This is a genomic window from Nannocystis punicea, from assembly GCF_026965555.1.
GTDB lineage: Bacteria > Myxococcota_A > Polyangia > Nannocystales > Nannocystaceae > Nannocystis > Nannocystis punicea.
The window spans coordinates 6,422,079-6,448,012 of sequence record NZ_CP114040.1; the positions used below are offsets into that span (position 1 = coordinate 6,422,079).

19 protein-coding genes are annotated in these 25,934 nt (G+C 72.5%); 10 read left to right on the forward strand and 9 right to left on the reverse strand.

Going from position 1 to position 25,934, the window contains the following annotated elements:
* Window positions 1-55: 55 nt before the first annotated feature.
* The 3 genes from O0S08_RS24755 to O0S08_RS24765 all read right to left on the reverse strand — a co-directional run bounded on the left by O0S08_RS24755 (window position 56) and on the right by O0S08_RS24765 (window position 4,270).
* A complete protein-coding gene (locus O0S08_RS24755; protein ID WP_269041712.1) occupies window positions 56-793 on the reverse strand; it encodes a CYTH domain-containing protein in 738 nt (245 codons plus the stop codon).
* A gap of 455 nt (window positions 794-1,248) precedes the next feature.
* Complete coding sequence (locus O0S08_RS24760) at window positions 1,249-3,060, reverse strand: hypothetical protein (RefSeq protein ID WP_269041713.1); 1,812 nt, start codon at window positions 3,058-3,060, stop codon at window positions 1,249-1,251.
* Between the two features lie 337 nt (window positions 3,061-3,397).
* A complete protein-coding gene (locus tag O0S08_RS24765; protein WP_269041714.1) occupies window positions 3,398-4,270 on the reverse strand; it encodes an NAD(P)-dependent oxidoreductase in 873 nt (290 codons plus the stop codon).
* A gap of 111 nt (window positions 4,271-4,381) precedes the next feature.
* Here O0S08_RS24765 and O0S08_RS24770 point away from each other — a divergent pair, with 111 nt between their 5' ends.
* The 7 genes from O0S08_RS24770 to O0S08_RS24800 all read left to right on the forward strand — a co-directional run bounded on the left by O0S08_RS24770 (window position 4,382) and on the right by O0S08_RS24800 (window position 14,385).
* Window positions 4,382-4,738, forward strand: coding sequence for a winged helix-turn-helix transcriptional regulator (locus O0S08_RS24770; RefSeq protein ID WP_269041715.1), 357 nt, complete (start codon window positions 4,382-4,384; stop codon window positions 4,736-4,738).
* 199 nt (window positions 4,739-4,937) lie between these two features.
* A complete protein-coding gene (locus O0S08_RS24775; RefSeq protein WP_269041716.1) occupies window positions 4,938-6,836 on the forward strand; it encodes a CASTOR/POLLUX-related putative ion channel in 1,899 nt (632 codons plus the stop codon).
* A 358-nt stretch (window positions 6,837-7,194) separates the two neighbouring features.
* Window positions 7,195-8,937 carry a YncE family protein gene (locus tag O0S08_RS24780; RefSeq protein ID WP_269041717.1) on the forward strand — a complete coding sequence of 581 codons (1,743 nt, stop codon included), beginning with the start codon at window positions 7,195-7,197 and terminating at the stop codon, window positions 8,935-8,937.
* Window positions 8,938-9,108: 171 nt separating this feature from the next.
* The gene (locus O0S08_RS24785; RefSeq protein WP_269041718.1) at window positions 9,109-10,887 is read left to right on the forward strand and encodes a YncE family protein; all 1,779 of its coding nucleotides are present in this window, start codon (window positions 9,109-9,111) and stop codon (window positions 10,885-10,887) included.
* Between the two features lie 2 nt (window positions 10,888-10,889).
* Window positions 10,890-12,437: a hypothetical protein gene (locus O0S08_RS24790; protein ID WP_269041719.1), complete on the forward strand. Its 1,548-nt coding sequence runs from the start codon at window positions 10,890-10,892 to the stop codon at window positions 12,435-12,437.
* 3 nt (window positions 12,438-12,440) lie between these two features.
* Window positions 12,441-13,343 carry a hypothetical protein gene (locus O0S08_RS24795; RefSeq protein WP_269041720.1) on the forward strand — a complete coding sequence of 301 codons (903 nt, stop codon included), beginning with the start codon at window positions 12,441-12,443 and terminating at the stop codon, window positions 13,341-13,343.
* A gap of 28 nt (window positions 13,344-13,371) precedes the next feature.
* Window positions 13,372-14,385, forward strand: coding sequence for a WD40/YVTN/BNR-like repeat-containing protein (locus O0S08_RS24800; RefSeq protein WP_269041721.1), 1,014 nt, complete (start codon window positions 13,372-13,374; stop codon window positions 14,383-14,385).
* A gap of 226 nt (window positions 14,386-14,611) precedes the next feature.
* Here O0S08_RS24800 and O0S08_RS24805 read toward each other — a convergent pair whose 3' ends face one another.
* Both O0S08_RS24805 and O0S08_RS24810 read right to left on the reverse strand, forming a co-directional pair.
* The gene (locus tag O0S08_RS24805; RefSeq protein WP_269041722.1) at window positions 14,612-15,367 is read right to left on the reverse strand and encodes a hypothetical protein; all 756 of its coding nucleotides are present in this window, start codon (window positions 15,365-15,367) and stop codon (window positions 14,612-14,614) included.
* Window positions 15,364-15,741 (reverse strand): DUF5335 family protein, encoded by a 378-nt coding sequence (locus O0S08_RS24810; RefSeq protein WP_269041723.1) that lies wholly within the window; start codon window positions 15,739-15,741, stop codon window positions 15,364-15,366. The genes O0S08_RS24805 and O0S08_RS24810 overlap by 4 nt, the downstream gene beginning before the upstream one ends.
* A gap of 298 nt (window positions 15,742-16,039) precedes the next feature.
* On the opposite strand from O0S08_RS24810, the gene O0S08_RS24815 reads away from it, so the two are divergent.
* Window positions 16,040-16,723: a hypothetical protein gene (locus tag O0S08_RS24815; protein WP_269041724.1), complete on the forward strand. Its 684-nt coding sequence runs from the start codon at window positions 16,040-16,042 to the stop codon at window positions 16,721-16,723.
* 448 nt (window positions 16,724-17,171) lie between these two features.
* On the opposite strand, the gene O0S08_RS24820 is transcribed toward O0S08_RS24815, so the two are convergent.
* On the reverse strand, window positions 17,172-18,464 hold the full coding sequence (locus tag O0S08_RS24820; RefSeq protein WP_269041725.1) for an FG-GAP repeat domain-containing protein: 1,293 nt from the start codon (window positions 18,462-18,464) through the stop codon (window positions 17,172-17,174).
* A 567-nt stretch (window positions 18,465-19,031) separates the two neighbouring features.
* Complete coding sequence (locus O0S08_RS24825; RefSeq protein WP_269041726.1) at window positions 19,032-20,003, reverse strand: PLP-dependent cysteine synthase family protein; 972 nt, start codon at window positions 20,001-20,003, stop codon at window positions 19,032-19,034.
* A 150-nt stretch (window positions 20,004-20,153) separates the two neighbouring features.
* On the opposite strand from O0S08_RS24825, the gene O0S08_RS24830 reads away from it, so the two are divergent.
* On the forward strand, window positions 20,154-21,404 hold the full coding sequence (locus tag O0S08_RS24830) for an FG-GAP repeat domain-containing protein (RefSeq protein ID WP_269041727.1): 1,251 nt from the start codon (window positions 20,154-20,156) through the stop codon (window positions 21,402-21,404).
* A gap of 240 nt (window positions 21,405-21,644) precedes the next feature.
* Window positions 21,645-23,381 carry a hypothetical protein gene (locus O0S08_RS24835; protein ID WP_269041728.1) on the forward strand — a complete coding sequence of 579 codons (1,737 nt, stop codon included), beginning with the start codon at window positions 21,645-21,647 and terminating at the stop codon, window positions 23,379-23,381.
* A 391-nt stretch (window positions 23,382-23,772) separates the two neighbouring features.
* Here O0S08_RS24835 and O0S08_RS24840 read toward each other — a convergent pair whose 3' ends face one another.
* Both O0S08_RS24840 and O0S08_RS24845 read right to left on the reverse strand, forming a co-directional pair.
* Window positions 23,773-24,528 carry a hypothetical protein gene (locus O0S08_RS24840; RefSeq protein WP_269041729.1) on the reverse strand — a complete coding sequence of 252 codons (756 nt, stop codon included), beginning with the start codon at window positions 24,526-24,528 and terminating at the stop codon, window positions 23,773-23,775.
* A 366-nt stretch (window positions 24,529-24,894) separates the two neighbouring features.
* Complete coding sequence (locus O0S08_RS24845; RefSeq protein WP_269041730.1) at window positions 24,895-25,704, reverse strand: hypothetical protein; 810 nt, start codon at window positions 25,702-25,704, stop codon at window positions 24,895-24,897.
* Window positions 25,705-25,934 lie beyond the last annotated feature (230 nt).

Genomic DNA, 25,934 nt, shown 5'->3' on the forward strand with positions numbered 1-25,934 from the left:
CGGAGCCACGACATGTCCCTCAAGACATCTTGCGCCCGCCATCAAGCCCCGCGCCTCAGCGCTGCGACGCCGCCACCAGCGACGTCAGCGCAGTGCGCGTCTTCGGCTCCGGCGCCGCGTGGACCGCGATCCCGAGCTCGGCGAGGAACCCGGCGAACCCGGCCGTCGCCGACGCTGCCGCCGCCGGATCGGCCTTGATCGACAGCTCGAGCAGCGATCGACCGTCCGGCATCCGCCACGCCTCCGCGCACAGGCGGTGCGGCAGCCCCGGGTGGCGCACATACCACTTGCGCGCGTGCACCGGCCCGAGCGACAGGAGCTCCGACAGCTCCACGGGCGTCGGCGCCAGCTCGCGCAGGAACGCCTCCTGCGCCTGCGAGAACAGCTTCGCCACCGCACGCTCGCCGCGCGCCACCGCGTCGATCTCGTCGCGCCCCTGCCTCACCGTGAACGAAGCCGAGCGGATCACCGCCGAGCCGACGATGTCGGCCTCGAGCTTGAACCCGGGCACCCCGCGCCAGCGCTCGACGCGACCCGGGTCGACCGGGCGGATCTTCACCGTCGAGTCGTCGGGTTCGCCCTTCGCCGCGCGCGCCCGCAGCACCACCCCGCAGCCGTGCAGATCGAGCCCGGGCGTGTCGTAGAAGAACAGGCGCCGCCACAGCGCCTCCTGCGGCCGCAGCTCGAGCACCGACAGCGCCCGCGCGTGGGCGTGCGCCGCCACCGTCTGCTTGACCTCGATCGCCTCGATCCCCGCGGTGGCCCGCGCCATCGTCCCTGGAGCTGCGTCCATTCGCATCTCCAGACCGTGGTCCGGCGGCGCAGCCGCGATTGCGACCCCGATCACGCCGGCCGTCCGCCCGCCGCCCGCGCCGCGTCGATTGGCACGACATGTCCCCGAGGACATGCACACAACACCCACCCGCATCACCTGCGCACGCGCCGCGGCCGGCCTGCGGACCAACCCGACGAATTCGAGCCCATCCCGGCGCGGCCCCGCGCCTCGAAGCGCGATCCGGGGGATCGTATCCGCCTCCCGCGTGCCCGCTTCGAAGCCGGGCGACGCGGTGGATCCGGACCTGGAGGCCGGTCGCTGTCACGGGGTGTTCGGCCGCCGGCTCGCGGATCCTGGGCGAGATCCAGCGGCCCTCGAGCGAGCGCCGACGAGGTGCCGCCTCCATCGCTGCGGCACCACGCGACGCGCCTCGATTCCACGGCGCACCCGGTTCGCAGCATCATGAGCGCGTCTCAGCGCTGCACGCCCGGCTTCACCGCCCCCGGCTTCACGCTGGGCACCGTCTGGCTCGGGTTCAGCTTGCTCGCGCGGGCCGTGTTGACCTTCTGGACCAGATCCTTGCCGAAGTTCGTCTTGGCGAACGCGTCGCCGTTGGTGATCTCGATGACGTGCTCCGAGCCCGGCTTGCGCATCACTCCGCATTGTGGGCACTTGCTCGGGTCGAGCATGTCCTTCAGCTCCTTCAGCTTGTTGGGGGCCATCCCCGCGCCGCCGCCGCCCCCGCCGCACTTGCCTGCCCCGCCGAAGATCACCTGGGCGTTGCCGCCCTCGAGCTTCAGCGGATCGAGGGTCGAGTCGAACACCAGGCTCTTGCCGGCCGCGCTGAGCTCGAAGAAGCGCTCCTTCGCCGCCACCAGGTGGCTCGCCACCGCCCCGCCGGTCTCGAGCTCGACCACCGCCGCGGTGGGCAGCCCGCCGATCTCGAACTTGCACGCGTACCAGTCCGCCTCGGCGACCAGGTTGCCCTTCCACGTCAGCGAGCCCGTCGACTTCCACGACGGCAGGTTGTCGGCAGTCGCCCCGAGCACCGAGCGAGGATTCGCGCCGAGGTACACCTGACGAGCGATGCCGTCGGCGCCGAGCACCGCCGAGCACGCCTGACCGACCTTCGCCTGCAGGTCCTGGTTCGCGTCCACCAGCCCGAGCGGGATCGTCGCCCCCTTGAGCGGCCCGCCGTTGACCTTCGCGTACTCGCAGGTCTTCTTCGGCATCCGCACCGACCCGTACACCTTCCCGCCCGCGGATGCGCCCGTCATGCGGACCACCGCCGACGCCGCCAGCCCGCCGTCGGGCGTCACGGTGTGCACCTCGATCGACGCCCCGAGCTGCCCGAGCAATTGCCCCACGGTCTTGTTCACCCCCTTGATCGGCTTGTTCAGCAGCTTGTCCTTGATGTCGTTGACCTGATTCACGTACGGCTCGATGTAATCGTTGACCATGTCCTCGAGCCCGCGCGTCGCCTGGGCGAACAGCTTCTCGACGCGGTCGTAGAACACCCCGCTGACCTTCTTCTCGGCGATGTCGGCCGCCTCGTCGCCGAGGATCGCCAGGATCGGCCCCAGGATCGGCCCGCCGACCAGCAGGCCCACCGGCGACAGGCCGATGATCGTGCCCCACTTCATCCCCAGGCCCACCGCGGTGCCGTTGAGCTCGAGGTCGATGTTCTTGTCGTCGAGCGAGAACTCGAGCTGGACCGGCTTCGGATCGATCTTCGGCCACAGGCCGACCTCGACCGAGGCCTTCACGCCGATGACCACGAACACGTCGACCGGCACGTCGACGCTGTCGAACCACGTCTCCGCGTGGACATCGGCGTGCACCGACACCTTCGCCTGCGCGCTCAGCTCGACCTTGACCCGCGCGTCGCCCGACGGCCCGATCTTCGTCACCACCGGCTGGTTCTTCTTCGTGAACTTGAAGGTCGGCCGGATCCGGATGCTCCACGTCACGTCGGGGCACGGGTCCGTACACACCACGGTGTCGCCGATCTTGTTCGGCACCATCTCGTCGAGCTTGTCGCCGATCAGCTTCTCGAGCTGGTCGTAGGGGATCTCGAAGTCCTGGTAGAACAGCGGCGCGCCGTAGCTCTCGATCGAATCGAGGCGCGTCGCCAGCGGGTTGTGGAAGTCGACCGGGGCCTGCACGTGGATCCGGACCGTCTTGCCGGCCGCTTCCGCTTCCGCGGGCGCGAGGGCGAACAGGCCGGACACCGCGAGCGCAGCGGCGCACGGCAGGACGAACGATGGACGGGTCGTATTGCGCATACGTTGTTCCTCTGGAGCTCGGCCGCGATCCACGAATCCGAGCGCACCGCGCCCGCGCCGGTGGCTCGCGGCGAATGACCCAAAGTGAAAGAAGGGTCCCGCTCAATTGCGAAGAAACTCGTATGTTGAGTCACGCCCTGCTGGGGGCTGCGAGCATCGCGGGCATTCCCGCCCAGCGGCCTCGGCTCTCGCCGGCGCGCGTCGTGACAGTTCATATCACATGTCCCAAAGGACATTCACGCCACATCACCCGCCGGGCCTCGACTCCCGCGCCCCCGATCGCCACCCCGATCCCGAGCGGGGCCCCCGCGATTCGCCGCCTCGCGCGACTCGCCGCTCAGGCCGCCCCGCGCAGCACCTTGATCAGCGCCGCGTGCTCCTCCGCCCCGTGGCCGGCGTCGATCGCCCGCCGGAACAGGCTCGCCGCGAAGCGCGGCACCTCGCCGTCGATCCCCGCCTCCCTCGCGTGCTGCACCAGCCGCGCCACGTCGCCGCCCGCGGTCGCCAGAGTGCTCTCCGGGCGATCGAAGCGCCCCGACGCGATGACCTCGCCCATGTGCCTCGCGTCCTCCGCCAGCACGCCTGACAGGCCCGCCAGCACCTCGCCGAAGCCTGCCACGCCGAGGCCCTCGACCTCGCAGATCCGGGCCCCGTGGCAGATGCCGATCCAGCGCATCGCCAGGTACGCCAGCACCGCGGCGAACAGCGCCGCCGACGACCCGAGCTCCGCGCCCATCGGCGTCAGTCCGCCCGCCAGAAGGCGCAGGGCCGCGTCCGCGCGCGCCAGCGCCGGCTCCTCGCCCGACGCCAGGATCACCGCCGACGGCCCGCCGATCTGCCGCGGCCACGCCAGGATCGCCCCGTCGACGTAGTCCGCCCCCTGCTCGCGGGCCCACGCTCCGAGCTCGCGCGCCTCCTGCGGCGTCCCCGTGCTCAGCTGGACCAGCACCCGCCCCGCCAGCCCCGCCGCCACCGCGGGGGTTTGCAGGATCTCCCGCGTCGCCGCATAGTTCGACACGCAGACGATGACGATCGGGCTCGCCGACACCGCCGCGGCCGCGCCGGGCGCGAGCGAGGCCCCCTCGTTCACCAGCGCCGCCGCCCTCGCCGCAGTGCGGTTCCAGATCGTCAGCGAAGAGCCGCCGCGCAGCAGCGCCCGCGCCAGCGCGGCGCCCATCTCCCCTGCACCGAGTATCGTCGTATCGCCCATGTCCATCCTTTCGTCGCAGTGCGACGGGCCGAACATGCGCGCCGCGGCGGGCCGCCACAAGTACTTACAATTACGTAAGTGCTCCTGCGAATCCACCCCTCGGAGGGACTCATGACAAGGACGACCCAGGGCGAGACCTGCGGGCTGGGCGCGGCCCTCGACGTCATCGCCGGCAAGTGGAAGCCGACGATCGTGTGGCAGCTGCACGCGCGTCCGCTCCGCTTCGGCGAGCTGCGCCGGCTGGTGCCGGGCATCAGCGAGAAAATCCTGTTCGAGCAGCTGCGCCAGCTCGAGGCCGACGGCGTCGTTCATCGCCGCGACCACGCCGAGGTCCCGCCGCGCGTCGAGTACTCGCTGACGCCCGCCGGGGCCGCGCTCAACACCGCCGTGCACGCGCTCGCCGAGTGGGGCACCCGCCACGGCCGGGCTGCGCGGGCCCAGGCCGCTCTGGCCGAATCGACCGGCTGAACCCCGGTCTCGAGCTCGCCCTGCGACTCTGCGTTGGTGGACCGCCGCGTCCGCCCGGCGGACACCCGTGCACGTGCAACCACCGGTCGATGTTTGCACCGCTGTCATCTGTCACCGGGGACAGGATCACCGTTCGCCATGCCCCGCGGAATTATCGCCGCGGCCGGCGCTGCCCTGTTGTGATAGAAGCGCCGCGACCGTGCCACGCGCGACATTGAGGCAGAGGCTGCGCTATCGCTTCGACAACGCCATGGCGCGCGGGGTCGGCTCGCAGATCGCCATGCTGGCGATCGTCACCCTGCTCCTGATCCTCGTCACCTCGACCCTGCTCACCCTCACCGGGCTGAGCCCGCAGGGCGGCGACGGCGAGCCGGTCTCGTTCGGGCGGCTCGTGTGGCTCGGGCTCATGCACGCCATCGATCCCGGGGCTGTCGGCAGCGACGCCGGCTCGTGGACCTTCCTCTTCATCATGCTCGCCGTCTCGTTCGGCGGCATCTTCGTGTTCTCCGCCCTGATCGGCGTCCTCACCGGCGGCTTCGGCGAGATCCTCGATCGCCTGCGCAAGGGTCGGAGCGTCGTCATCGAGCGCGACCACACCGTCATCCTCGGCTGGACCGGCAAGATCCACGCCCTGCTCACGGAGCTCGCCGAGGCCAACGCCAACCGCCCGGGCGCCTCGGTCGTCATCCTCGCCGAGCACGACAAGGTCGCCATGGACGACGAGGTGCGGACCGTCCTCGGCGACGCCTCGATGCGGGTCGTCACGCGCACCGGCAGCCCGCTGGTGCGGCGCGACCTCGACCTCGTCAACCTCGGCGAGGCGCGCTCGGTCATCGTCATGTCGCCCGACGGGCCCGAGGCCGACACCGTCGTCCTCAAGACCTTGCTCGCGGTCGCAAAGGCCGGCGATCGGGCCGGCAAGCCGCCGCACGTGGTCGCCGAGATCAAGAGCGAGAAGACCCTCTCGGTCGCGCGCATGGTCGTCGGCGACGCCGCCGGCCTGATCCTCACCCCGCCGCTGATCAGCCGCGTCCTCGTGCAGACCGGCCGGCAGTCGGGCCTCTCCGTCGTCTACACCGAGCTGCTGTCGTTCAGCGGCGACGAGTTCTACATCCAGGCCCAGCCGCAGCTGGCCGGCAAGACCTTCCGCGAGGGCCTGTTCGCCTACGAGGACAGCGCCCTCGTCGGCGTCTACACCGCCGCGGGCGAGCGGCTGATGCCGCCGGCGTTCGATCGCCGGTTCGAGCCCGGCGATCAGGTCATCGCCATCAGCCGCGACGACGACACCGTGATCCTCAACGGTCGGCCGACCCCGGTCGCCGAAGAGGTGCTCGCGCCGCTGCACCCGCACGCCGAGCCGAGGCCGGAGCGGACCCTCGTGCTCGGCGAGAGCCAGCTGCTGCCGCTGGTGCTGCGCGAGCTCGACGCCTACGTCGCCCCCGGCTCGACCGCCCTCGTCGTCGGCGAGGCCCGGCACCTCGCGGCGCGGATCGGCGGCGACGCCCTGCGGCACACCAGCGTCCAGGTGCGGGTCGGCGACGTCACCGACCGCGCCGTCCTCGACGGCCTCGACGTCCCCGGCTTCGACAACATCCTCGTGCTCGCCGAGACCGAGGGCCGCACGCAGGAGATGACCGACTCGCGGACCATGATCACCCTGCTGCACCTGCGCGACATCCTGCGCCGGCACGGCAAGACGGTCCCGATCACCAGCGAGATGCTCGACGGCCAGAACCGAGAGCTCGCCGCGGTCACCGAGGCCGACGACTTCATCATCAGCAACACCCTCGTCTCCCTGGTCGTCTCGCAGGTCAGCGAGAACCAGCGGATCGCCGCCGTCCTCGACGACCTGTTGTCGCCCGACGGCCACGAGATCTACCTCAAGCCGGCCCGCGACTACGTCCAGCCCGGCGCCGACGTCGACTTCTACGCCGTCGTCGAGGCCGCGGCGCGGCGCGGCGAGCTCGCCGTCGGCTACCGCCTCGCCGCCCGCGCCCACGACTCGGAGCACGACTACGGCGTGGTCCTCAACCCGCGCAAGTCGGAGCGGATCCGCCTCGCCGCCGGCGACCGCGTGGTCGTCCTCGCCGAGCGCTGAGCCTGCCTCTCGGGGCATGCCCCCCGTGACATGCTTTGAAGGGCATGTCCGGATAGACATGCCCTTGCGGACACATTCCGCTGCGTACATATCGCAAGGGACAGCTCGATCGGTCGGCGTCTCGGGCCACCACGACCCGCGTGCCCGCGCGCCCAGGCCCGCCATCGTCTGGCCCTCTGCTTTGAGGACGCCCGCTCGCCCGGCTCTGGCGCAAGCCCCGGCCGGCCTCCCGCCGTCCGCCGCCCTGGCCCTCCCCGGCGCGCACGCGCGGGCCGCTCTTGCTGGCCGCAGCGCCCCGGGCTAGCATCGAGGCTCCTTTTCCTTGCCTTGACCTGACTCGACTTAGGAGCTGCTGGAGATGAAGCCTCTGCGACGCGCGTGGACGCTCCCCTTGTGTCTCGCCCCCTGGCTCGGCGCGTGTGCCATGGCGGAGGCCGGCATCGACGGAGGCCTCAGCGGCGCCACCGACAGCGGCTGGGGCACCGACGGCAGCGCCGGCGTCGGCACCTCCACCGACGGCACGGGAGGCGAAGCTCCGCCGCCCGAGACCGAGGACGACGGCGACTTCCGCGTCCCGCGGGCCAGCGGCAAGTACGTCTACAGCGCCAGCGAGTCGACCGATTCGGTCGCGATCATCGACACCGCCACCCTCGTCATCGACGTCGTCCAGGTCGGCCAGGGCCCCACGGTCGTCGAGCCGATCCCCGGCCAGGCGGGCGACGCCGGCAGCGTCGTCGTCCTCGATCAGGGCAGCGACGACGTCGCGGTCCTGCGCACCAGCGAGGCCGGCGCCACCACCGTCGAGATCCACAAGGTCACCCCGGGCGCCAACAACCTCGCGGTCTCGCCCGGCGGCAAGTACGTGTTCGTCTACCACGACGTCGACGGCCCCGAGCAGCAGGGCCCCGGCAGCGACCAGGAGCTCACCGTCCTCGACCTCGCAGGCGGCGTCGCCCATCGCATGACCGTCGGCGCCCACCCGCGCGACGTCGTGTTCGCCCCCGACGAGAGCACCGCGTGGATCGTCACCGCCGCCGGCGTCAACGTCATCTCCTTCGCCGCCCTCGGCGACGTCGGCAAGCCGCCGCTCTTGCCCGTCGTCAAGGATCCGGGCGTCGATCCGGCCCGCGTCGAGGTCCACATCGTCGCCGCCGAGCGCCTCGCCCTCGCGCGCGTCGACGGCGAGCCGTGGCTCGCGGTCACGCAGCTGCCCGGCGGCGAGCTCACCGTCCTCGACCTCCCCGGCGTCCCCACCGACCTCGACGTCGCCCCGACCGGCGAGTTCGCGGTCCTCACCCTCCCTGCGGGCGGCGGCAGCAGCTTCCTCGAGGTCCCGCTGCCGCTCGGCCCCGGCATGTTCGTGCAGCACGAAGTCCCGGGCGAGTACGTCGGCCTCGCCAGCGTCGCCGCCACCGGCGACGCCATGCTGCTCTACACCACCGTCGATCCGTTCGCGCTGACCGAGGGCCCGGCCCCCGACGTCCCGCTCGTCGACGACCACGCAGTCTTCGGCACCGGCACCACCGGCGACACCACCACCGGCGACACCACCACCACCACCACTGGTGGCGACGACGACGGAGGTTCGCAGCCCGACCCGCGCCAGCGGATCACCCTCGCCCGCCGCGACGGCAACGGCTGGGACCTCGTCACCCTGTTCGTCGAGGTCCCGCTGGTCAGCGTCGGCCTCGCCCCCGACAGCCGCAGCGCGATCCTCGTCCACGACGCCGATCCCGCCGCCTCGCCGGCCGCCTGGTCGTACAGCCTGTTCGACCTCACCCCGGCCTTCCCGCTGCTCAAGCGCCAGAACACCCTCGCCGCGCCCGGCCCGATCCTCTTCACCCCCGAGGGCGACCGCGCCGCCGTCCTGCTGCGCGACGACCTCGCCGGCGTGCGCAAGGTCGACCTCGTCAACCTCGACAACTTCATCGTCAAGCCGCTGCTGCTCGGTTCACCGCCCGAGGGCGCCGGTTACGTCGACCCGACGCAGAAGGTCTTCGTCTCGCAGGCCCACCCGACCGGCCGGATCACCTTCATCGGCCCCGACGGCGACGTCCAGACAGTCACCGGTTACGTCCTCAACGACTCGGTCAAGGACTGACCATGCGCGCCCCCACGCCCGCACGCCCGTGCGCGTGCCCGGCCGCTCGTTCGCGCGTACGCGAGAGAATTTCCCCGCCCGCAATTTTTCCGCCGCCGGCGGTTACTACCGTTCCGCGGCGCGGGCCGTGAGCTCCCGACCCGCCGTCCTCGAACCGTGGAGATGCGTCCGATGCCTCGCCCCCTCGTCTCGCAGTGGCCCGTCTGTCTCGCGCTCCTCGTCGGCTGCGGCGACGACAGCGGCAAGATCGGCGGCTCGTACACCGGCGACATCACCGGCCCCGGCGGCACCGACGGCGGCCCCGGCACCGGCGGCACCGGCGACTCGCCGACCACCGGCGACCCGCCGCCCGAGACCGAGGACGAGGGCGACTTCCGCGTCCCCAGGGCCAGCGGCAAGTACGTCTACAGCGCCAGCCAGACCACCGACTCCGTCGCCGTCATCGACACCTCCAACCTCGTCATCGACGTCGTCGAGGTCGGCCAGGGCCCGACCGTCGTCGAACCGATCCCCGGCCAGGCGGGCGACGCCGGCAGCGTCGTCGTCCTCGATCAGGGCAGCAACGACGTCGCAGTCTTGCGCACCAGCGAGGCCGGAGCCACCAGCGTCACCATCGTCCCGGTCACCCCGGGCGCGAACAACCTCGCGGTCTCGCCCGGCGGCAACTACGTGTTCGTCTACCACGACGTCGACGGCCCCGAGCAGCTCGGCGCCGGCAGCGATCAGGAGCTCTCGGTCCTCGACGTCGCCGGCGGCACCGCCTACGAGATGACCGTCGGCGCTCACCCGCGCGAGATCGTGTTCGCGCCGGACGACAGCGCCGCGTACGTCATCACCGCCGCCGGCGTCAACGTCATCCCGTTCGCCGAGCTCGGCGCCGTCGGCAAGCCGCCGCTCCTGCCCGTCGTCCAGGATCCGGGCATCGACCCGGCCACGCTCGAGGTCCAGATCGTCGCCGGCCTCGGCATCGCCCTCGCGCGCGTCGACGGCGAGCCGTGGCTCGCGGTCACGCAATTGCCCGGCGGCGAGCTCACCGTCCTCGACCTCCCTGGCGTCCCCACCGACCTCGACATCTCGGAGTCGGCCGACTTCGCCGTCCTCACCCTCCCGGGCGCCGGCGGCAGCCGCTTCCTCGAGGTCCCGCTGCCGCTCGGCCCCGGCATGTTCGTCGAGCACGAGGTCCCCGGCGAGTACGTCGGCCTCGCCAGCGTCGCCGCCGACGGCGACACCATGCTGCTCTACACCACGGTCGATCCATTCGCGCTCACCGTGAGCCCGGCCCCCGACTTGCCGCTCGTCGACGACGACCACCCCGTCTACGGCACCTCGTCCTCCTCGACCACCGGCGACGACTCGACCACCAGCGGCACCGGGGACGACACGACCACCACCACGACCACCACCACGAGCACCACCGGCGACGACGGCCCCTGGCCCGACCCGCGGCAGCGGATCACCCTCGCGCGGCGCGAGGGCAACGGCTGGGACCTCGTCACCTTGTTCGTCGAGGTCCCGGTCGTCAGCGTCGGCATCGCCCCCGACAGCCGCAACGCCATCCTCGTCCACGGCGCCGACCCGGCCGCCGCCGCCGGCGCCGCCGCCTTCTCGTACAGCCTGTTCGACCTCACCCCGGCCTTCCCGCTGCTCAAGCGGCAGAACACCCAGGCCGCCCCGGGCCCCGTCCTGTTCACGCCCGACGGCGGGCGCGCGGCCGTCCTGTTGCGCGACGACGCCGCGAGCGTGCGCAGGGTCGACCTCGTCGACCTCGGCAACTTCATCGTCGAGCCGTTGCTGCTCGGCTCGCCGCCCGAGGGCGCCGGCTACGTCGACCCCACCGAGAAGATCTTCGTCTCGCAGCAGCACCCCACCGGCCGGATCACCTTCGTCGACCCCCAGGGCGACGTCCAGACCGTCACCGGCTACGTCCTCAACGACTCGGTGAAGGATTGATCATGCAACCACCGCCGCGCCTCCGCTCCGTCCTCACCCTCGCGCTGCTCGCCGGCGCCTGCGCCCCGCCCAATCCCTACGACGGTTCGTTCCAGCTGCTCCCGCCGGTCACCACCCGCGACGGCCTCGTGTGGGTCGACCCTGCGCGCGACGAGGTCGTGTTCGTCCTGCCGAAGGGCGAGAGCGTCACCACCCGGCGGGCCGCCGTCGGCGACGAGCACACCGTCGTCGCCTGGAGCGCCGCCACCCGCGATCAAGAGTCCGTCCTCGCCCTCACCGTCCCCGCCAGCGCCAAGGAGGAGGACATCGACGAGCAGCTGTATCGCTTCCCCGCCGACGGAGAGGGCGAGCCGGTCGTCTACGAAGTGCGGGCCCCGTTCACCGCCAGCGCCCTCAGCCCCGATCACCGGCGGGCAGTGCTCTACTTCGGCGGCGACGGCAGCTCCGAGCAGCTGCACAACGCCAACCAGATCGCCATCGTCGACCTCCAGGGCGAGGGCGTCGAGAACGTCACCCTCAACGGCTTCGGCGGCACCTTGAAGGCGGTCCAGTTCCCCGGCCAGATCCGCGAGGGCGAGGAGACTCCGATCGTCATCGGCGGCGTCGCCCACGACATCGCCGCCTTCCTCGCCGACAGCGAGGTCGTGCTGATGGACATGGACGATCCGGCGCTCGACCAGGTCGCCGTCCCGCTCGGCAGCGACATCGGCTTCTCGCCGAAGACCACCCTCCTGCGCCCTGGCAACGACCTGTTCGTCGATCCGGCGCTGTTCGTCCTGTCGGCCCAGGGCAGCGAGGTCGGCATGCTCACCCTCGTCGCCGAGGGCGACGGCACCGGCTTCACCGCCCAGATCAGCCTGATCCCGGTCGGCCAGACCAGCAGCGACTTCCTCTTCTACGACAGCGCCAGCGTCCCCTACCTCATCACCGTCGACGCCGCCGGCAGCGCCCTCGTCTTCACCGACATCCGCACCCAGGGCGGCTTCACTGTCCCGCTCGGCAGCGCCGCGCAGCGGCTGTTCCTGCGCGACGCCGACGGCGGCAAGCAGGCCGTCGTGTGGGCCCCGAGCGGCACCCAGCTCAGCACCCTCGACCTCGGCGGCATCGAGGACAGCCTCGGTCGCAAGCCCAAGCACCTCAAGATCGAGACCGGCATCGACGAGCTGGTGGTCCTCGACAACGACCGCGTCCTGATCGGCAGCGGCACCAAGCTCTACGTCGTCTCCTTCCCCGAAGAGCAGGTCACCCCGCTGTCCTCGCAGGTCCGCTACGACCCCAGGGGCAGCGCCCTCGTCGGCGATCGCCTGCTGCTCGGCACCGCCGGCCAGCAGTGGGTCAGCACCGTCGACCTGCAGACCTTGAACCCCGAGTCGATGCTGCTCGACGACCCCATCGGCGCCTTCCACTACTTGCCCGGCCCCGACCGGATCGTCATCACCCACGACGACCCCGCCGGTCACCTCACCATCGTCGATCCGGCCGACCCGTCGCGATCCACCAGCCACGTGCACTGGGGCTTCCTGCTGCAGGGCGTGCTCGATCAGGAGTGAGACATGCCATCGCTTATCCTCGCCCTCGTCTTCGCCGCCGCTCCTGCAGCCACCGATCGCAGCGCCACCGAGGCCGAAGCGCCGACCGCCGTCGAGGCGTGGAGCCCGGCGCCGGCCGACCCGCCCGCGAACGCCGCGCCCGCGCCGACGCCGATGCCCATGCCGGTGCCGGTCGCTCCGCCGACGCAGAACGCTCCGCCGACGGTCACCCAGCCTCCGCCGCCGCCCGTCGCCGGCCCGCCGACCCCGCCGCCCAGCCGCAAGCGAACCTGGCCCGACCGGCCGATCCGCTGGCGCCTCGACCTCGGCGGCGACATCGGCACCACAGTCGTCTTCGACCCCGCCTGGCGCGCCTTCGACGACAACCGCTCCGCCTTCCACGCCGGCGCCACCGTGCGCGGCGACTTCCGCCTCGCCGACGGCCGCGTCTTCCTCGGCGGCGGCGCCAGCTTCCGCCGCCTCGGCAGCTACGGCGACCTCTACGACGCCGTCGAGACCGACATCACCGTCCGCGAGCCGCTGGCCTTCCTCCGCCTCGCGGTGGTCGTGCGCGAGGGCTTCGACGTGTTCGCCCAGGCCGGCGGCGGCCCCAGCTTCGCCCGCCTGGGGACGATGTCGTGGAGCGGCGCGTACAACACCTCGAACCAGTCCGCAGTCACCGGCATGGCCGACGCCCAGGCCGGCGTCTCGCTGTACCTGCCGAAGAAGTGGCTGCCGCGACGCGGCGCCGCGCGGGCCACCGCCGGTTTCGAGCTCGCCGCCGGTTACACCTTCCGCAGCAAGATCAAGGTGCGCCCCGAGCTCTACGTCGACGAGGACCCGATCCCGACCCACACCAGCAACTTCGGCGACCTCGCCGTCCGCGGCTTCGTGTGGCGCTTCGGCCTGTTCGTCCGCTTCCAGTGATTCGGCGAGCGCCGCACGAATGGCTCCCATGCGCTTCTCGGCAAGGACGCTCCCGCGGACAATCCTCGCCGCGACGGCTCGATCGCTCGAGGCCGCCGCATGGCTGGGCGCCGCCTGCATCGGCCTCGCGCCCGGGTGCGGCGACGAGTGCGTCGGCTGGACCGACATCGCCGTCGATCCGCGGATCCGTCGCTTCGAGGCCGGGATCCAGATCGGCACCGACGCCGCGATCTTCGCCGATTTCGCGGAGGTCGGGCACGCCGACGCGAGGCTGCGTGCACTCGCCATGTCCCCCGCCACCTTCGATGATTTCGCCGTCGTCGGTGACGCCGGGACGATCCGCTACTCACGCGACGGCGGCGAGACGTGGTCCGCCCCCTCCTCGCCGCCCCTGGCGGAGGATCTGTTCGGAGTTCGTTACTCCTGCGAAGACGACGCTCTCTACGTGATCGCCGTCGGCGCTGCGGGTCGAATCCTTCGCAGCACCACGGGCGGAGCGTCGTGGACCCCGGCGGAGTCGTCCACATCGCTCGCGCTGCGGGACGTGGCGATCGTCCACCCCGACACCGTGGTCGCCGTCGGCGACGGCGGCACCATCGTGCGCTCCACCGACCGCGGCATCACCTGGCAGTCGGTCGCCAGCGGAACCCGGGAGGACCTGCGCTCGCTCGCCCTCGAGGATTGTGCCGCGCAGCTCGGCCCGAATCACCCGATTCGCGGCCTCGCCGTCGGCGACGCCGGGACCGTCCTCCTCTCGCACGACGGCGGCGCGTCGTGGAGCCCGATCCAGTCGGAGCTCGCGGGCGATCTTCTTCAGGTGCAGATCGGCACGAGCAGCGTCGATCAATGGAAGATCCACGCCCTGCTCCTCGACTCGGGGCATCTCTGGCGGTGGCGCGAGGACAGTGGCGCGCTCGAACAGGTGCATGCGTTCGACGCTCCCGTGCACTGGTTCTCCGGCGTGAGCGGCGGAGGCATGCAAGTGCTCGGCGAGGGCGCGCTCCACACGTACCGCTCCGCCAAGCAGTGCGCCGACGATTGACCGCAGGCGCGGCCGAAGTGCGCGGCGAGGGCGTGCTCCACACGTCCGCTCCGCCAAGCAGTGCGCCTGCGATCGACCGCGGCCCGAAGTCGCACGAGTGACACGACAGACCGGGCGGCCCGTCTGTCCCCGGGGACAGCTCGTCCAGGTGCCGACCCTGTCGATGACGACCTGTCCGGCACCTCCTCGCGCTGCGAACCTCCGGCGCCCGCACGAGCGCGGGGCCTCACGCCTGCGGCGGCACCACCGAGCCGGCCGCCGCCGACTCGTCGCTCTCGAGCGTGCGCACCAGCGAGTTCGTCTGGCGCACCACCTCGTCGAGCCGCTCGCGGATGTCGACCGCCTGGTTCTGCACCGACGCGAGCGCCTCGTGCAGCGCCCCTCGCAGGGCCGCCACCGTCGGGTCGTACTCGCGGGGCAGTCGCTCCTGCGCCTGGTCGAGCAGATCGGTCGCCTCGACCAGCACCCGCAACGCCTGGTCGTACTCGCGGCCTTCTGCCAGCGTCTCGGCGCGGCGCGTCTTGGCCTTCGCGCGCAGCAGGGCCACCCGGCCCTCGACCGTGCGCACGCGCACCGACAGGGCCCGCTGGGCCTGTTCGGCGCTGCCGATCGACGAGTCGCGGATCTTCCGCGACTCGAGCTCCACCGTCGACACCAGGCGATTGACGTCGGCCTCCGCCCGGTCGAGCTGGGTCCGTATCTCCGCCTCCGCGCGGTCCTTCTCGCTCCGCACCACCTCGCGCAGGCGGGTCAGGCGGTCGCGGCTGTTCTGGTACGCCGCGTCGAGCGACCCTCGCGTGTGATCGACCAGCTCCGTCTGCTTCTCGCGCAGCGAATCGACCGCGGCCCGGATCTCCGCGTGGCTCGCCGCCGCGTCCTGCTTGCCGCCCGCGCGCCAGTAGGCGAACAGCGCCAGGGCGATGCTGAACGCCGACACCGCCAGCGCGCCGCCGGCCATGCGGCGAGTCGTCTCCGGCGTCATCGCATTCCTCCGGCCGCCCGCACGCGCTCGATCGGCCCCCCGCCTTGCACGTGCAAGATCTCCTTGATCCCGTCGGGCCGCACCAGCTCGAACGTCGCGATCACGTCGTCGCGATCGCCCTCGAGCACCCAGACCTCCGCCGGGCGGAACACCAGGTGGTCGGAGCCTTCGAGCTGCACCTCGAGCGTCTTCCCGTGCGGGTCGTAGGCGATGCCGAGCAGGCGGGCGTTCTGGGCGAACACTTGATCGCCGATCTGCAGCGACACCGCCTGGATCGTCACGATCCCGGCCGCCTCCGGCCGCAGGTGCTTGCGCGTGAACCCGTCGAAGTACGTCTTCCACTCGTGCACCGGGAGCTGCTTGGTCGTCTTCATCGAGGCCTCCTCTGCTCGCCTGCTCGCGCGAAGCCCTCGCGCAACCTGGTCGGATAGCACCGGCGCGGGGGCGAGCAAGCGGTCCGGAGGGCGCATCCGCGCCGCAGCGAGGCGATCGCCGGCCCCGCACCTCCGCGTCGCCGCGTCCGCGCGCGTGACGAGTTCGCGACGGAGCGCTCGCGCCGCGCCTCGTGGTGCCGCTCTTCACGACGTCGTGGCGCCTGCGCCCGCCTGCCCTTCGCGCGCCGCGTGGCCCTGGAGTGGAACGGTCCAACGATAGCCGGCGAGCACGACCCTCATGCCGCCTCACACCGCCGCGACTGTCCGTCGATTGTTCTTCGCTGGCGCCGCGCTGCTCGGCTGCGCGGGCAACCTCGAGCCTGCGCCCGAGTCGAGGCGGGTGCCCGGCATCGCCTCCTCGGCCGTCGACCAGGACAAGGGCATCGAGCTCGTCGCCGTCGCCGACGCCTGGCGCGGCTATCCGGGCGAGCTCGACGAGCTCGTCACCCCGATCCTCGTCACCATCACCAACACCGGCAGGCGGCCGGTCGAGCTGCGCTACGAGCACTTCGCCCTCGTCACGCCCTCGGGCGTGCGCTTCGTCGCCCTGCCACCCGTCATCGTCACCGGTGTCGCCTACGGCCCCGTCGACCTCGCCTATCCGCCGATGGGCTTCGGCCTCGCCCCCTACCTCTCCCCGTGGTACCCGGCCCTGTCGGTGTGGGGCGGCAGCTTCCCCTTCCGCGCCGACTACTACGGCAATTGTTACACCTCCTGCAGACACTTCCCGCTGCCCGACGGCGAGCTGCTGCAGCGCGCCTTGCCCGAGGGCGTCCTCAGCCCCGGCGGGCGGATCACCGGCTTCCTCTACTTCGAGGAGCTCGAGGACGTGCGCCACATCAACCTCATGGCCGAGCTCGTCGACCCCACCACCGGCCAGCGATTCGGCGGCCTCGACATCCCCTTCGTCTACGACGATTGATCGCCCGCATCCACGAGCGGCCGGCCGCGAGAGCGGCACTTCGACTCGCCGAACGATCGCACCGCCGCTCGGCATCGCCTCGCGCTGCGCTCGTGCCGGACCGCGAGCCCCGGGCGCGCGCTGTCCGAGGGTTGCATGGGCCGCCCGTCCGCTCCGGACGCGCGAGCCCTCGGGAGCCGCACTTCGACTCGCCGCAGGGCTCACGCCGGCGCGCCCTATCCCTGCGATCGCGCCGGGCCGCGAACCCGGCACGCCCTCCGATGATTGCATCCGCCGCCCGTCCGCCCGGGATCTCACGAGCGAGCGTTCGGCCCGCGAGAGCCGCGCTTCGACGGACCGTCGGTGCGAGCCTTGCGTGTCACTGCGATCGTGTCGAGCCGCGAGCCCCGGCACGCCCCCTGATGATTGCAATGGCCTGGACCAGCGGTCAGGCCCATGAGCGCCGGCCTCACGGACGATTCGGCGAGTAGTCGATCGATCCATCCGCGCGGCTCGACCCCGCCAGATCGGCCAGCCCGTCGCCGTTGAGATCGACGATGTGCAACGTATCGATGTCGCTCCCGAACCCGACGGTCAGGAGGCCGGCGAAGCCGCCCTGGCCGTCGCCGCGGCGGATCGATACAGAGCCGGTCGGCGAGCCCGGGGCGGCGGCGGCGAGATCGAGGACCCCGTCGGCGTCGAGGTCGCCGATCTCCAGCAAGACCGAGCCGCAGCCCACCGGATAGCGCGTGTCGGTGAAGCTCTCGCTCGGCGCGTCGAACTCGAGCACCGCGACCTCGCTGGTGTGATGAATCGTGTCGGTGAGCAGCGCGACGATCTCGCCGTCGCCGTCGCCGTCGAGGTCGGCGACCGCGAGGTCGAGCACCTCGGCGTCGGGCCCGAGTTCCTCACTGAACAGCGCGTCGCCGGGTCCGGCCATGAGGATCGTCAGTTCGCCGGCGGGCAGCGCCCAGACGACGTCGTTGACGGCGCCGTCGGCCTGCAGCGCGCCGATGGCGTAGCGCTCGATCGCGTCGGACCAGCCGAATTGCGGCGAGACCTCGAACTGCCCGGTGCCGTCGCCGCGCAAGGCGATGACGTCCTCGAGCTCCCCGGGCGCGATCACGACGAGGTCGAGGTGGCCGTCGCCGTCGGCGTCGAACAGGTCGGGCCCGAGCAGCTCGGCGCCGGTCAGCGCGACCGACTCACCGACGAGGTTGCCCGCGCCGTCCAGCAGCAAGATCTGGATCGAGTCGGTCGGGCCGTCGATGTGCGCGGCGACGTCGAGGTGTCCGTCCTCGTTGAAGTCGCCGACCGCGCGCAGCGACAGGGTGCCCCCGGAGAAGCTCTGCGGCCAGCTCAGGCCCGAAGTCTGCAGCCAGGGCACGGCCGCGAACAGCAGCCCCGAGACCGTGCCGTCCTCGTGCGAGATCAACAGGTCGCTGCCGCTCGAGCCGTCCAGCGGCAGCGCGATCGTCGACACCACGCCGTTCGGCGGTTGCGTGGCCCCGCTCCCGATCACGAAGCAGAGCTCGCCCGGCTCGACCGCACCATTCAGGCACGTCGCCGGCGGGACGATGGTGTCGACGAGGTCGCAGGTCGGCGCCGGCGGGCCGCCGTCGGAGTCGGAATCCGAGTCCGAATCGGAGCCGTCGCCGCCCGACGTCGACGATTCGCCGGGGTGCCAGTCGAGCCAGTCGCAGCCGGGCGCAGCGGTGAGGAATACGAGAGCGAGGGCGATGGAGTGAGGTCGTGGTTGCATGCGGGGTGGCCTTTCTCTCTTTTCAAATCTCCGGCTGCGGCGTTGTTCGTGCCTTTCTTTTTCGGCGCGTCCGCCGCTGAGCCGCCGCGCGAACCTGCCCCCTCCGCCTGATGGGCCGCCTGCTGAATCGAGCTCAATTCCTTCGAACCGCCGACCCGTGGCCGAGCTCCAGCCGCAGTCCGTCGAACGGCGCCCTCGTCCTCGCCCCCCTGCGATTGCTTCGCCTCGCTGCCTACGACCAATCGTGCCGCAGTCGCGACGCGCTTCGATAGCGGTCCCGGCCGTCGAGCAACACCGTCACCACCGGCACTTCCGGCCCCGCGCCGCCGCCCGCAGCATTGCCCCGAATCCGCCTGACCGATTGCGGCCGCAGCCGCCGCTCGCCGCGCTGGCGGTCCCCTGCGGGCAATACCGTCACCACCGGCCCTGCCAGCCCACCCGTCCCACGCAGCCCTGCGGCGCCGCCCCACCGCCGATGCGCTCCAACCCGTCGGGCAGCACCGTGCCCACCGGCCCTTCCAGCCCGCACCGCCACTCGCAGCATTGCGCCGCCAGCGATGCGCCCGCCTACCGCGATTGCGCCTGCAGCCACGGCTTGCTGCGATAGCGGTCCCAGCTGTCGGGCAGCACCGTCACCACCGGCCCGTCGAGCCCTCCACGGGCGGCCACGCGCAAAGCAGCCGCCACGTTCGTCCCGGCCGACCCGCCGACCAGCAGTCCTTCCTCCGCGATCAGCCGCCGCGCGGTCGCGAAGCTCTCCTCGTCGGAGACCCGCTCGGCCGCGTCGATCACCGTGCGGTCGAGGTTCCCGGGCGGCTCGCTCGCGCCGATGCCCTCGACCGCGTACGGCCCATCGGGCCCGAGCGCGCCCGACTCGACCCATTGAGCCAGCCCCGAGCCGAGCGGGTCGGCCAGCACCACCTGCACCTTCGGACATGCCCTTTTGAGCACCCGACCGACCCCCGTGATCGTCCCGCCCGTCCCGGCGCCGGCCACGAACGCCCCGACCACCCCGCCCGTCTGGGCCAGGATCTCCGCCGCCGTCGTGCGCGCGTGGACCTCCACGTTGGCCGGGTTGTTGAACTGGTCGGCGAGGAACCACCCGCGCTCGCGCGCCAGGCGTTCCGCGACCCGGCGGAAGTTGTCGGGGTGCGAGGGCGCCGCGTTCGGCGTCACGATCACCTCCGCCCCCAGCGTCGCCAGGGCCGCCCGCTTGTCGGCCGACATCTTCTCCGGCAGCACGCACACCAATCGATAACCGCGGGCCGCCGCCACCAGCGCCAGGCCGACCCCCGTGTTGCCGGCCGTCGCCTCCACGATCGTCATCCCCGGCCGCAGCAGCCCGCGCGCCTCCGCGTCGTCGGCGATCGCCACCGCGATGCGGTCCTTCACGCTCCCGCCCGGGTTCAGGTGCTCGCACTTCACCAGCACCGGCGCCGCCAGTCCCGCCGCCAGCCGGCGCAGGGGCACCAGCGGCGTCCCGCCCACGTGCCCCAGGATCCCGCCGCCCGCGCGCTGTTCACCTGGCGTTTCGTGCATGTCCGATCGAGCAGCCGGAGGGCGTCCTCGCCCACCACTACCGCGCCGCCCGCCCGCCCGCAAGCGCCGGCCGCGGAGATCGCGCGTTCTCGCGCCGGGTCCCCCGGGCCGGCGCTTGCCGCGACCGGGCGGCCATGGCAGCGTTGTCCAATGAGGGCCCACCTGGCGTCCGCGCTGGCGCTGCTCGTCGCCTGCACCGATCGTCCGCTCGGCGAGACCGAGGGCGGCAGCGACGGCGCCGGCAGCGGCGGCGGCACCGAGGGCTTCACCAGCGCCGGCCCCGGCGGCGACAGCGACGCCACCGGCGGCCTCACCAGCGCCGACCCCACCGAGGATCCGACCGACGGCCCCGGCGGCGACGCCCTCAGCCCCGCGCTCGAGCCCTACTCGCTCGAGGTCGCCGACTTCGACGGCGACGGCCACCAGGACCTGCTCGTCATGGGCCTCGACGACGCCGAGCTGATCGCCGGCTGGGTCGCGCGCGGCCGCGGCGACGGCACCTTCACCGCCGACCTCGCCCCCACGCTCAAGGGCGCCAGCGCCTATCCGGCGATCGGTCAGCTCGACGGCGATGCCGGCGTCGACGTCATGGTCGCCCAGTTCGCCGACGCCGCCCGGATCTTCCGCTGGGACGTCGCCCAGTTCGCCGCCTACAAGACGCTCACCAGCCCGCCGACCCCGCGCAACCACGTCGTCGCCGACCTCGACCGCGACGGCCGCAACGACGTCATCGCCCTCTGCCAGGGCGCCCACAAGTTCGGCCTCACCGTCCACCGCGGCAGCGACGCCGACGCCTGGACCACCACCACCACCGTCCTCGGCGCCGTCGCCGACTTCGCGCCCACCGGCCTCCTGGTCGGCCAACTCGACGGCGACGGCGTCCCCGACGCCCTCCTGTTCGAGGTCGACGGCCCGCGCGGCTTCCTCCGCGTGTTCGGCCGCCCCGACGGCGAGTTCGTCGAGCCCGCCGTCCAGGTCGGCCACCTGCGCCCCTGGAGCGCCGCGCTCGGCGACCTCGACGAGGACGGCGAGCTCGACGTCCTCGCCGCCGAGCACTTCCCCACGCGCCTGTCCCTTGCGACAGGTGACGGCGCCGGCGGCTTCACCTTCGCCGGCGCCATCGACATCGAGCCGCCCTTCACCCCGCACGCCCTCGACCTCGACGACCTCGACGGCGACGGCCACCTCGACGTCGTCGCCGTCGACGCCATCAGCCCGATCCTGCTCTACTGGACGGGCCACGGCGACGGCGCCTTCGAGCCCCCGCAGGCGCTCCAGCTGCCCTCCGGCGCCGTCCGCGTCCACGCCGCCCAGCTCGATCCCGACCCCGCCCTCGACCTCGCCGTCGCCACCTTCGACGCCGGCGCCGTCACCATCCTCCTCAACCCCGTCGCCCTCTGAGCCCTGCCCCGGAGGACATGTGCTATCGGACATGCGCGAAAGCGCATGTCCTCGAGGACTCACGCGCCTCCGCCCGACGCCCCACCTCTCCGTCCGCGATCGAACCCGTCCCTTCTCTGTCCGGCAGGGCACCCGCCGGCCGCGACCGAGCGCGCCCACCGAGCCCGACTCCGGCGAACACTCCCGCCACGATCGAGCGCACCCACCCTCGACCTCGCCCGTTCCAGCCCGCCGTTGACCGTGTCCACCCGTCGCCTCCTCCTCGGCCTCGCGCTCCTCGGCGCTTGCGATCGGCGCGACGCCGCCGACCTCGAGCACGCCAGCGACACGCCCGCGCCGATCCCCGTCCCCGCGCCCGGGAGCGCCGCAACCGACCCGCTCCCCGCCAGCCCGGACTCGCTCCCCGTGTCCCCCGACCCCGCCGACCCCGGCACCGCCCCGCCGCCGACCCCCACGGACGCCGCGAGCTCCACAGTCGCCCCCGCCGCTGCGCCGAACACCGCGAGCTCCACGGTCGTCCCCGCCGCGCCGCCGACGCTCGCCAAGATCCCGCCCGATCGCCGCTGCGGCGAGGCCGGCGAGCAGCCCACCGAGCTCCCGCCCGACCTCGCCCGCGGGCGCGTCCCCGCCGGCAAGGCCAGCCTGCGCCCCGGAGACAAGCGCACTCTCGGCAAGGCAGTCCTCCACTACGACCCCGACGCGTGGATCGGCACCCGCAAGGCCGGCCACCGCGGCCCCGCGCTGCGCATCGAGATCGATCGCGCCGAGGTCGGCCCGCACGACCCCTGGGGGGCTCACGAGGATCTGCACCCCGACCAGGAGCACCACACCTTCGTCGGCCCGTACCGCTTCGACCTCCGCACCGGCCCCGGCGATCCTCCCAGGCGCGTCGACGTCACCGTCAGCCGCGAGGTCTGTCCCCCCGCGGCAGACATGCCCGCGGCCGCCGCCACGCGGTCCTTCTGGCTCAGCACCGAGGCCATCCGCACCTACACTTACGACCTCGCGGGCGAGCTCTTGCAGTTCAACCTCGACGCCCGCGGCGACGCTCCGCGCCTCGACATCAGCGACCTCGGCTATCGCCACTCGCTCGCGCCGGTGCCCGACCGCGTGCGTCGCTTCCGCGTCGGCTCGCACTTCGTCACCCTCGATCGCGTCGTTCCGGGCCCCGGCACCCGTCACGACGGCGCCTGGAAGGCCGACGGCGACGCCCACCTCCACGTCCGCGTGCGCATCGATCCGGCCGCCGCTCTGCCGCAGCCCGCCCCCGTCGCGGCCACCGACCCCTGCGGCCTGTCCCCCGTGCGCACCACGGTCCCCGCCGCGCTGACGAGGATGCCCGCGCTGCAGCCCGCGCGCACCCTCGACGTCGGCAAGGAGCTCGCGCTCGGCCCGATCACCTACAAGTACGTCACCCTCGAGATCCCCGCCCGCGGCCACGGCCCCTACCGGGAGGAGGCCGAGCAGATGCCGCTGCTGCAGGTGTTCGGCGGCGCTCTCGGCGGCCTGTCCATCTCGCACGTCCGCAACTCGCCGCGGATCGTCCGGCTTGGCCAGGAGCTCGTGCGCGTCGAGGCCGACGGCCAGGGCGATCGCGTCCGCCTCCGCCGCACCGCAGTCACCTGTCCTCACGAACGCAAGCTGCCCGCGCTGCAAACCCCCGTGTACGTCTGGCTCAGCGCCCTCGGCCAAACCCTCGTCACCGTCCCCGGCCGCGGCACCATCCCCCTGTCGCTCCAGCTGTACACCGAGATCTCGGGCCCGGGCCTGTCGATCGGCAGCGAGAACGCCCACCTCTCGCGCCCGCTCCGCCCGGACAGCAGCGCCGCCTACACCATCGACGACTGGCTCGTCGAGCTCGTCGACGTCGTCCCTGGCCCCGATACCACCCACGACGGCCAGATCTGGCAGTCGAGCGGCCTGCTCCCCGTCGCCCACGTCCAGCTCAAGCTCACCCCCCAGCCCGACGGCCCATGACCTCGAGGGCATGTCCCTTTCGACATGCTCATTCGAACATGTTGCAATCAACATGTCCCAGAAACCATCTCCCAAGCCCCGCCGCGCCGGACCACCGCCAGGACCGAACCAGCTCGTAGCGAACGCCCGCGGCGTCCTGGACATCCTTTTGCACATGTCCAAATCGACATGTCCTCGAGGCAAGCCCGGCGCATCACACCGCCGCCGACCATGACCGCCAGGGCGCTCCGCGACGTCCTGCCTTCACCTCCCTCGTGAAGGCGGGGCGCCCGGGCTCAGCCGGCGCCGGCCTCCGCAGCCGCCATCGCGCCCGCTTCATCCGGCCCACCGACCATGCCGCCAGGGCGCTCCGCGCCGTCCTGCCTTCCTCGTGAAGGCGGGGCGCCCCGGCTCAGCCCGCGCTGGCCGCCGCCATCGCGCCCTCTTCGTCCAGCTCCTGCACGGCAGCCCCCGCGGGGCTGAGCGAGCGGAACGGCTGTCTGCGGCTCGCTCCGGCCAGCGCGTCGCGGTAGTGGGCCAGGTTCTTGACCAGCGATCGCCAGCGGCGGAGGTCTTCGTGCAGGGCGGTGTCCTGTTCGACCTGCGCCAGCGCGCGCACCCAGCCCAGGACCGCCTGGCGCTCGCCGAACCACGCCCCGACGTTCGCCCCGATCGCCAGGCCGACCACCATGATCACGGCCACCAGCAGCCCGCCGAGGAAGAACATCATATCGACAGTGAAGCCCGGCGGGTGCGTCAGCAGCTCGACGCACAGCGCCAGCAGGGCCGACGCGCCGGCCAGAGAACCTGCCAGGCGCAGGCGGTCGGTCGCGCGAGCGGCCCGCAGCTCCACCGCCGCCAGCCGCTGCGAGCCCGCGTACCCGCGCAGCCACAACCGCGAGCGTCGCACCTCCGTCGTCGCCGCCACCTCGACCTCGCCGCAGAAGTCCCCGCGGCGCACCTGCAGGCGCATCCCGGGCTGCTGCTCGCGCGAGCGGGACGGCGTCGTCGACGGCACCGACACGACCGCCGAGCGCGTCACCGAGTAACCGGCCGCGACCGGGAAGAACGACGCCCAGAGCCCCTCCACGTGGCGTGCAGCGGCATCCTCGGCCGTCGCCGGACACGCCACCGCCCATCCGAAGCCCTGACCGAGTCGCGCATCCATCGTCGTCAGGCTACCTGCGGGATCCGGCTCCGTCCAGCGGCGGCCACGGCGCGAATTCGCCGGAGCCCGCGAGCATCCCTCCAGGACCCGATCGCCCGCGACCGCGCCCCGATCGATCTCCCGCACCCACATCGTCCTCGCGCCACATCCGCACGCTCCACCCGCAGCGAACGGTCCGCGTCCTCGCCTCCACGCGAGCAGAAAGTCCAACCGCCCGCGCACTCGTGTCTCGGCCATCCCCACGCGCCGCCGTCGCTCCGGCCCCTTCGCGCACCGCCGTCCGCAGGCGCTCACTTCACCGTGCAGCCCGCTCCGCCGTCGCGTCTCGGCCTCGCCAACACGCCGTCGCCTGTCTCGAAGACCATGTCAGTTCCCGCCGCTGGCGCGCTCGCGCAGCAGATTCGTCAGTCGCGGGCGCAGCTGCGTCTCCGCCTCTGCCACTGCGGTCGCGATCGCCGGCGGTCCCGCAGCCACCGTCGCGCGGCCGCGTCGCGTCGTCGTCGCCCACACCAGCGCCTCCGCCAGCTCCGCCAGGACCAGCCCGGCCAGCGCCTCGTCCGGCCCCGACACCAGCGCCCGCCGCCACACCGCCGCGTGCTCCGGAAACACCTGTCTCGAAGACCATGTCGCTTCGTCCCCCGGAGTCACCACCACCGCCTCCCCCGAGTGCACCAGCAGGCGGTACGTCAGCGCCGCGAACACCACGTGCTCGAGCAGCCGCGTGTCCAGGCGGGACTCGCCGGCCGTCAGCCCCGACTGCAGGCGCAGCAGCATCCCCGCCCCGAACTCGTCGGTGATGTGGAACACCGCCACCTCCGGCGCCGCGGCCAGGAGCGACCCCACCGCGAGGCGCAGCAGCGCCGCCCGCGTCTCCGTCGCCACCTTCGCCCACGCCGACCCGGCCGGCGGCGCCACCAGCCCGAGCCCCTCGAAGCGCGGCAACGACTCCGCGCCGAGCCCGGCCGCAGTCGCCAGCCAGCCCGCTCGCTCCACCTGCAGCAGCGGCGGCGAGACGGTCGTCAACACCGCCACGCGCACGAATTCCGGCTGCTGTACGCCCCGGAGGTCGCCCAGGCCGAGCCCGCGCGACAGGTACAGCGCCAGCCGCTCCGGCTCGGCCAACGCGGCTCGCAACACCTCGGGATCGATGCTCTGGGGCGCCCGGCTGTCGTGCATCCTCCGCCCCTACCACTGCCGCGCGCGAAAATACACATTCGCGCAAGAACCGGCGCCACACCGGCGAAAGCCGGCGACAGCCCCCACCTCCGCGCTCCGAGCTCCCGGCCCGCGCATCACTGCCGCCCCCCCTGTCCCTTCGACCAGGCAGACCTCGACCGCCGCGCCCCCTGTCTCTTCGACCAGACCGCCGCGCCCCCTGTCTCTTCGACCAGACCGCTGCGCCCCCT

What these genes read in the sequence shown, in the direction of transcription:
- O0S08_RS24770 (WP_269041715.1), top strand. Translation starts at nt 4,382, where the DNA reads ATGACAAGGACGACCCAGGGCGAGACCTGCGGGCTGGGCGCGGCCCTC.
- O0S08_RS24790 (WP_269041719.1), top strand. Translation starts at nt 10,890, where the DNA reads ATGCAACCACCGCCGCGCCTCCGCTCCGTCCTCACCCTCGCGCTGCTC.
- O0S08_RS24765 (WP_269041714.1), bottom strand. Translation starts at nt 4,270, where the DNA reads ATGGGCGATACGACGATACTCGGTGCAGGGGAGATGGGCGCCGCGCTG.
- O0S08_RS24825 (WP_269041726.1), bottom strand. Translation starts at nt 20,003, where the DNA reads ATGCACGAAACGCCAGGTGAACAGCGCGCGGGCGGCGGGATCCTGGGG.
- O0S08_RS24810 (WP_269041723.1), bottom strand. Translation starts at nt 15,741, where the DNA reads ATGAAGACGACCAAGCAGCTCCCGGTGCACGAGTGGAAGACGTACTTC.
- O0S08_RS24830 (WP_269041727.1), top strand. Translation starts at nt 20,154, where the DNA reads ATGAGGGCCCACCTGGCGTCCGCGCTGGCGCTGCTCGTCGCCTGCACC.
- O0S08_RS24805 (WP_269041722.1), bottom strand. Translation starts at nt 15,367, where the DNA reads ATGACGCCGGAGACGACTCGCCGCATGGCCGGCGGCGCGCTGGCGGTG.
- O0S08_RS24840 (WP_269041729.1), bottom strand. Translation starts at nt 24,528, where the DNA reads ATGGATGCGCGACTCGGTCAGGGCTTCGGATGGGCGGTGGCGTGTCCG.
- O0S08_RS24800 (WP_269041721.1), top strand. Translation starts at nt 13,372, where the DNA reads ATGCGCTTCTCGGCAAGGACGCTCCCGCGGACAATCCTCGCCGCGACG.
- O0S08_RS24755 (WP_269041712.1), bottom strand. Translation starts at nt 793, where the DNA reads ATGGACGCAGCTCCAGGGACGATGGCGCGGGCCACCGCGGGGATCGAG.
- O0S08_RS24815 (WP_269041724.1), top strand. Translation starts at nt 16,040, where the DNA reads ATGCCGCCTCACACCGCCGCGACTGTCCGTCGATTGTTCTTCGCTGGC.
- O0S08_RS24780 (WP_269041717.1), top strand. Translation starts at nt 7,195, where the DNA reads ATGAAGCCTCTGCGACGCGCGTGGACGCTCCCCTTGTGTCTCGCCCCC.
- O0S08_RS24795 (WP_269041720.1), top strand. Translation starts at nt 12,441, where the DNA reads ATGCCATCGCTTATCCTCGCCCTCGTCTTCGCCGCCGCTCCTGCAGCC.
- O0S08_RS24820 (WP_269041725.1), bottom strand. Translation starts at nt 18,464, where the DNA reads ATGCAACCACGACCTCACTCCATCGCCCTCGCTCTCGTATTCCTCACC.
- O0S08_RS24845 (WP_269041730.1), bottom strand. Translation starts at nt 25,704, where the DNA reads ATGCACGACAGCCGGGCGCCCCAGAGCATCGATCCCGAGGTGTTGCGA.
- O0S08_RS24760 (WP_269041713.1), bottom strand. Translation starts at nt 3,060, where the DNA reads ATGCGCAATACGACCCGTCCATCGTTCGTCCTGCCGTGCGCCGCTGCG.
- O0S08_RS24785 (WP_269041718.1), top strand. Translation starts at nt 9,109, where the DNA reads ATGCCTCGCCCCCTCGTCTCGCAGTGGCCCGTCTGTCTCGCGCTCCTC.